Source organism: Sphingomonas sp. 2378, assembly GCF_038084995.1.
Classification (GTDB): domain Bacteria; phylum Pseudomonadota; class Alphaproteobacteria; order Sphingomonadales; family Sphingomonadaceae; genus Sphingomonas.
Genome location: NZ_JAXCMJ010000106.1, coordinates 1 through 1147, shown reverse-complemented (window position 1 = coordinate 1147; position 1147 = coordinate 1). Strand labels below are relative to the sequence as shown.

The window sequence follows — 1147 nt, the reverse complement described above, 5'->3', positions numbered from 1 at the left end:
AGGTCTCACACCCTACGAGGCCATCTGCAAAGCATGGCAAAACGAGCCAGCCCGCTTTACATCAAACCCGCACCATCAAATGCCGGGATCAAACACCTAGGGTCAGGACCCATTGATGTGAGCGTCGCGATCTGATTCAGGCTTCGCGAGGAGGCCGGGATGAGTGACCTGTTTTGGCTGACTGACGAGCAGATTGATCTTCCCCCGGTTCGGCGGACACGCTGGGTTAGCCGATCATGCGCTGCTCGGCTTGTTCGGGCGTGAGATACCCGATGGCCGAGTGCATACGGTGTCGATTGTAGTAGCCTTCGATGTATCCGAACAGCGCCTGGCGCGCTTCGGCCTGCGTCGCCCACCGACACAGATGAACGAGTTCAACCTTGAGGGTATGGAAGAAGCTCTCCATCGGGGCATTGTCGTAGCAATTGCCGGTGCGGCTCATCGGGGGCACCGCGCCGATCACCGCCAGGTAATCGCCATATGCACCGGCCGCGTATGGCGACCCGCGATCCGAGTGGCAGATGAGGCCAGGCGCTGGTCGTTTGCGTTGGGCTGCCATCATCAGTGCGGTGAGCGGCAGCTCGGTGCGCATATGGTCGCGCATGGCCCAGCCGACGATCTTGCGGGTCGCGAGGTCGAGGACAGCCGCGAGATACAGCCAGCCCTCCCCGGTGGCGATGTAGGTGATGTCCGCGAGCCAGACCCGGTTCGGCGCAGAAGCCGTGAAGCGCTGCGCCAGCAGGTTCGGGGCGATCGGCAGATAGTGGCGGCTGTCGGTGGTGCACGGCCGGAACTGGCGCCCGGCCAGCGCGCGGATGCGATGCCGGCGCATGAGGCGCTCGACGCGGCCACGGCTGCAGCAATGGCCTTCCGCCCGCAGGGCGGCATGCATCCTGGGCGATCCGTATCGTCCCTGATGACGCGCCTGGAGCCGACGTATGTCGCCGAGAAGTGCCAGGTTGGCCGTCGTTCGCGCGCTGGGTGCCCGGGGAGTGTCAGGAATTTCGTGTGCGGGCGGGCGGATGAACATTACGCCGCCATGGCCCTAATGAAGCGTTCGCCGAAGATGACGGCGAACTGTGCCTTTGCCATGGTCCACTCACGTGGCGGCATTCTCCACTCTTTCTCCGAGCGGTTCAAGATCAGG

Annotated in this window: 1 pseudogene; it reads right to left on the bottom strand. The window is 63.6% G+C overall.

Annotated elements, in window-relative coordinates:
* Positions 1-226: 226 nt before the first annotated feature.
* Positions 227-988 (bottom strand): annotated as a pseudogene (locus SM191_RS19465) (IS3 family transposase); the annotation flags it as partial.
* Positions 989-1147 lie beyond the last annotated feature (159 nt).